Annotated in this window: 4 protein-coding genes and 2 pseudogenes; all 6 read left to right on the top strand. The window is 32.8% G+C overall.

Annotated features, from left to right (window positions below):
* Positions 1 to 41: 41 nt before the first annotated feature.
* A pseudogene (locus CW357_RS18905) lies at positions 42 to 982 on the top strand (leucine-rich repeat domain-containing protein); the annotation flags it as partial.
* A gap of 1 nt (position 983) precedes the next feature.
* Positions 984 to 2,970, top strand: a 1,987-nt coding sequence (locus CW357_RS18900; protein WP_371684211.1) for a leucine-rich repeat protein, incomplete at its 5' end; no start/stop codon positions are given.
* Between the two features lie 327 nt (positions 2,971 to 3,297).
* Positions 3,298 to 3,537 (top strand): annotated as a pseudogene (locus tag CW357_RS18630) (GNAT family N-acetyltransferase); the annotation flags it as partial.
* A 137-nt stretch (positions 3,538 to 3,674) separates the two neighbouring features.
* A complete protein-coding gene (locus CW357_RS13570) occupies positions 3,675 to 4,220 on the top strand; it encodes an NUDIX hydrolase (protein ID WP_119415157.1) in 546 nt (181 codons plus the stop codon).
* 167 nt (positions 4,221 to 4,387) lie between these two features.
* Complete coding sequence (gene sspO, locus CW357_RS13565; protein WP_241155095.1) at positions 4,388 to 4,549, top strand: small acid-soluble spore protein O; 162 nt, start codon at positions 4,388 to 4,390, stop codon at positions 4,547 to 4,549.
* 308 nt (positions 4,550 to 4,857) lie between these two features.
* Positions 4,858 to 6,054 carry a chromate transporter gene (locus CW357_RS13560; RefSeq protein WP_119415156.1) on the top strand — a complete coding sequence of 399 codons (1,197 nt, stop codon included), beginning with the start codon at positions 4,858 to 4,860 and terminating at the stop codon, positions 6,052 to 6,054.
* Positions 6,055 to 6,093 lie beyond the last annotated feature (39 nt).

Below are 6,093 nucleotides of genomic sequence, written 5' to 3'. Positions count from 1 at the left end.
TTCTATTTACACAAAATATTTTATACTCTCCAATTATTCCAGTGAGTGCGGAAACACTTCAAGAAGGCAATTTTAAATATATTGATATAAATGGAAAAGTAGAAATTATAGGTTACGATGGGAAATCAAAAAATGTGGAGATTCCAAGTGAACTGAATAATAAGCCTGTAACGAGTATAGGGGATTACGCTTTTAATAGAAAAGATTTAACGAGCATCTCTATCCCAGAAAGCGTGACGAATATAGGTGATTATGCATTTCATGATTGTCAACTGACCAATGTCAACATTCCTGAAAGTGTGACGACAATAGGAGAAGATGCATTTGCTTATAATCAATTAAAAAGTCTCGTTATTCCCGATAGTGTAATAAGTATAGGCAATTTTGCATTTGGTTTTAATCAAATATCGGATTTAACTATTCCGAAAAGTATTAAAATAATAGGGAAGTATGCGTTTAAATCAAATCAACTAACAGATATAACAATGCCAGATAATCGTAAGACAATCATGGGCGATGGTGTATTCGATCATAATCAACTAACAAGTGTGACAATCCCTGACAATGTGACGAGTATCGGTAATTATACTTTTAGCTATAATCAGTTAAAGAGTGTCACGATTCCAGACAGTGTGACGAATATAGGAGTCAATGCCTTTAGTAATAATCAATTAACGAGTGTAACAATCCCTGATAATGTGACGAATATAGGTGGTCATGCTTTTAGCTATAATCAGTTAACTAGTGTGTTGATTCCTAGAAAAGTGGAGAGTATAGGAACTGGAGCATTTGAAAATAATCAATTAAAAAGTGTTGATATACCAGATAATGTAAAGTATATAGAGAGTTCTGCATTTGAAAATAATCTATTAACCAACGTAGTCATTCCCAAAAGTGTAATTATAATAGAGGCAGGAACTTTTGAAGGTAATCAGTTAACAAGTGTGACAATCCCAGACAGTGTAGTGAGTATAGAAAATTTNTTTTGAAGGTAATCAGTTAACAAGTGTGACAATCCCAGACAGTGTAGTGAGTATAGAAAATTTTGCATTTGAAAATAATCAATTAAAAAAAGTAGACATTCCGAATAGCGTTAAAACAATATGGGATAGTGCATTTGAAAATAATCAATTAAAAAAAGTAGACATTCCAAATAGCGTTAAAGCAATATGGGATGGTGCATTCAAAAAGAATCAACTAAAAAGTGTATCTATTCCCAATAGTGTAACTAGCATAGGGTCTTCTGCATTTAGTGAAAACCAATTAACGAATGTCACGATTCCAGAAAGCGTGACGACAATAGTGCATGATACATTTAAATCTAATCGATTAACCAATGTAATCATTCCAAATGGTGTGACGAAAATACAGAATTCTGCTTTTGATCATAATGAATTAACATCTGTCACCATCCCCGATAGTGTAACAACTATAGAGGATTATGCATTTTACAATAATCAATTAACGAGTATAACCATCCCCGATAGTGTGACGAGTTTAGGAAAGTATGCATTTAGTTCTAATCAACTAACGAGTATAAACCTTCCGAAAAGTTTAATAATAGAGAAATCTCCATTTAGTGATAATCCATTAAAAAGTGTTACCATCCCAGATGGAACTACGGAAATAGGACCATTTGCATTTGAAGGAAATAAATTAACAAGTATCACCATTCCTGATAGTGTAACACGTATATACGATTCTGCATTTGAAGATAATCAGTTAACGAACGTCACCATTCCGAATGGAGTAAAGAAAATTGGATCATTTGCATTTAAGGGGAATCAACTCTCTAGTCTCCTTATCTCGAATAGTGTAACGAAAATAGGAGATTATGCATTTAAAAATAATCAACTTACGAGCGTCATTATTCCTAATAGTGTAACAAGTATAGGAGATGGTGCATTCAGTAATAATATCTTGTTAAATGTATCTATTCCCAATAGTATAACTGAAATTTCGGAGAGTACATTTAATCAAAATAGATTAACGAATGTAGATATTCCGGAAAGCGTAACGAAAATAGGAGACCATGCATTTAGTAATAATCCATTAACGAGTGTTACTATTCCTGATAGTGTAACGCGATTTGGCTTGGATACTTTTGATTATAGATTAACTGATTATCCCACTCAAATTAAAGATTTACATGCAAGTATCATCGAATCAGATTCTTTAAAACTTAAATGGAAAAAACAAGATGTAACGGGCTATCAAGTTTTCAGGTATGATACGGACAGCAATAGCTATAAACTTTTCGAAACTATTTCAAGGAATATAGGTAGCTATACAATGAGCAACTTACGTGCCGGAACAACATATCGCTATAAAGTTCGATCATTTAAAACGTTGGGGATATTGAATTACTACGGTACGTTAAGTAGTGAAATTGCAATTACGACCAATCTTCCTCAGGTAAAGAATCTTGTTATTTCTAAGAGAAGTAGTAATTCCTTAAAACTAACTTGGTCTAAACAAAATGATGTAACGGGTTACAAAATCTATCAATATGATAGTAAAAACAAATTGTTAAAAACTATTACAAGTAAGTCAAACAGTTACGAATTATCAAAGCTTACTCCTGGAACAACGTATCAATTTAAAATTCGTTCTTATAAAACGAATGGTAAAACGAATCAGTACAGACCCTACAGCGATGTCTTAAAGACCACTACTAATCCAGGAACTGTAGTATCGAGCGTTAAAAAAGATAAAGCACACAGTATAAAAGTAAACTGGAAGAGTATTGCTTCATCTAGTGGATACCAAATTCAATATTCCACTAGTAGCAAATTTGCAAGTAGTAAAACAAAAAGCGTCACAATAGCAAGTAAAAATACGGTAACTAAAACAATAAAAAACTTGAAAAAAGGCAAAAAATATTATGTGAAAGTAAGAGCGTATAAAACCTTATCTGGTAAATCATATTACGGCTCTTGGAGTACTATAAAAAATGTAACTGTGAAATAGGGTGAACACGATGCAAGATAGAAGAGAACACATTAACCTCTTCTATCTTTTTTTAATAGAGTCTTTAAAACTCATTTCTTTTTATATAAATTTAAAATTTGTATGAATATACAGTCGGATTCCTTTTGAGAACTATAAAATTATAAACACATTTATAAAGCTGAGGGATATCTTTTAATCATTCAATCTTTTAAAGTATAAAGCAGGAGTTTTCGGTATTTGAGTAGAATATGTATAGTATTTGAAAAGTGTTTGGAGGTCGCTATGTTGCTATTATTTTTTTGATATATATCATCTACTAACTAACTAAAAATAATTTTGGAGTTTATTAGTGACGGCGTTCTATCTGCTTACATTCCGTTACTAGAAGTATTACCAAAATACAAAAATAAAGGAATTGGCAAAGAATTAGTAAAATGAATGTTACAAGAACTGGACGAAATTTATATGATAGATTTATGTTGCGATGAAGACTTAATTCCTTATTATGAGAAGTTTGGGATGATTCGATCAAATGCAATGCTTTTAAGAAATTACCAAATGCAGTCGGGGAATTCAGACAAATAATTTGGATGAGTGGGCTGCATTCACATATAGTATTTAAAACTGTAGCACAAATCAAAGACGGGTTTGTGCTATTAGTAATTATAAGGCATTGTAAAAAGATTATAGTAAATTTCAGCCACAAGGCAAGAGGTGAAAAAATGCATTTTCAAAAGATACTAGAAACTACTCCATTAGTTAAAAACCCTAAAAGTATCATTCAAAGACACGCTGTTAAAGCAATAATTATTCATGAAAATAAAATTCTACTAATTCAAACAAATAAGGGAGACTTTAAATTTCCTGGTGGCGGTGTAGAAGAAAACGAAAACCATATTGAAGCATTATTGAGGGAAGTTAGAGAAGAAACTGGTTACATAAACTTTATCGTGAAAGATTTTTTTGGAATTGTTATTGAACGAAAAATAGACAAATTTAAAAGTGATCATTTATTTCAAATGAATTCCTACTATTACATATGTGCATTAAAGAACAAAGAAACAGTTCATCAGGAGTTAGATGCATATGAAACTCTTCAAGAATTTAAGCCAAAATGGGTTAATCTTGAAGAAGCCATAAACCAAAATGAAACCCTATTCACATATCCTGAGATGAATAATTGGTTAAAACGTGAAACACTTGTTTTAAATGAAGTGAAGGAACTGGCTATAAAAAGAAATAAAATGACCATAAAGAGAAATAAATAAGCTCTAAACGGAAATAAACACATACAAAAAAGAGATAAATAGCTATCAAAAAGAAATAAAACATCGAAAAAAAGAAATAAACTCTGTTCAACCTAAAAGAGCAATCGGTTTTTATTTGGAATACTTCATAAGAATTTGCAAAGTCTATTCTTATGGAGGTGGTAAACATGAACGAAAATCAAAAAATGAGTAAACAATTGAGCAAGGATTTCAATAATAAACAAGCAACTCGTGATCAACAATCTAGAGATTTCAATCAGGAATTTGCGAATGAGCCATTGACTGCAACCGAAAAGTTAAATAATAAAAAGACAAAGAAAAGACAATAGAATGAAATAAAAGGGCCGTCTCGAAAGTCGTAAATGTACGATTTTTGAGTATGGCCTTTTATAAATTTATTTAAGTTACTGTAAATATTGTAAATAATTATTGATTATGTTGAATCAAAAAATTAGATGGGGTAACTTCATAATAGCAAAGTTTGCTAGTAATCTCTGACATACATAGTGCAACTATTCAAATAATGAAGGAAGACTTAGATGGCGAGAGATAAAATATGAAATATAGAACAATGCTCAGAGGTGATAGCATACCAGAAAGAATATAGCGCATTTCGAAATTCGAAAGTGGGGTAGTGATGAAAAAGCAAGCGGAAAATAAGTGGAAGAGATGGTTGGAAATTTGGATGGTTGCAACAAAACTAGGGATGACATCTTTTGGTGGTCCAATAGCACATCTTGGTTATTTTCATGAAGAGTATGTCAGGAGAAAAAAGTGGATCAACGAGAAAAACTATGGGGATCTCGTTGCCTTGAGTCAATTCTTACCGGGTCCAGCAAGTAGTCAGGTAGGCATTGGGATAGGCGTTGCGCGTGGGGGAATTGTTGGAGGAATAATATCGTTTCTTGGATTTACCTTACCGTCTGTTATAGCACTCATCTTTTTTGCGTCTTTACTTCAAATTTATGATATTAGAGATGCTGGCTGGCTAAGTGGATTAAAGATTGTAGCGGTTGTAGTTGTAGCTCATGCGGTAATAGGAATGGTTCAACATCATGCGCCTGACATTCAGAGAAAAACGATTGCGTTGTTCGTATTAGTAGTTACACTTATTTGGCAAACTGCATTTACTCAAATTGGTGTGATTTTAATAGCAGGAATTGTTGGATATTTTCTTTATAAAAATAAATCCATAAAAGAAGGACAAACAAACGTATCGCTTTTTCCTATTTCAAAACGTCTTGGATATTTAAGCTTAGCGTTATTCTTTATATTGTTAATTTTTCTTCCTATTCTAAGTAGATTAATATCTAGTAATTGGATTAGTATGTTTGATAGTTTTTATCGTGCAGGGGCCCTAGTTTTTGGAGGGGGGCATGTTGTATTACCATTGTTAGAACAGGAATTTGTGCCAACTGGTTTACTCAGCACACAAGAATTTTTGGCTGGTTATGGTATCACCCAGGCAGTACCAGGGCCGTTATTTACGTTTGCGGCATACATTGGAGCTGTTATGAACGGCTGGCAAGGTGGAATATTTGCGACATTTGCGATATTCTTGCCTGCATTCCTTTTGATCATTGGGTCGTTACCAATTTGGGATGCGCTTCGTACAAATTCAAAGGTTAAGGGAGCTCTGCTTGGAGTAAATGCTTCTGTTGTCGGTATTTTAATCTCCGCACTATACACGCCAATATGGACCAGTGCGATTAAATCATCTATGGATTTTGCACTGGCAGCAATTCTATTCTTCATGTTAGTATATTGGAAGCTTCCGCCTTGGGTAATTGTGCTAACAGGAGCAGTTGGTGGTTTCATAATTTCATATCTTTAATACGTAAATAAAAAAATGGCACAAAACTGAAATATCAGT

It is taken from the genome of Rummeliibacillus sp. TYF005 (assembly GCF_003844195.1).
In the GTDB taxonomy this organism is placed as follows: Bacteria; Bacillota; Bacilli; order Bacillales_A; family Planococcaceae; genus Rummeliibacillus.
Note: the sequence above shows the minus strand (reverse complement) of the source record. Positions and strands in the feature narration are given on the sequence as shown.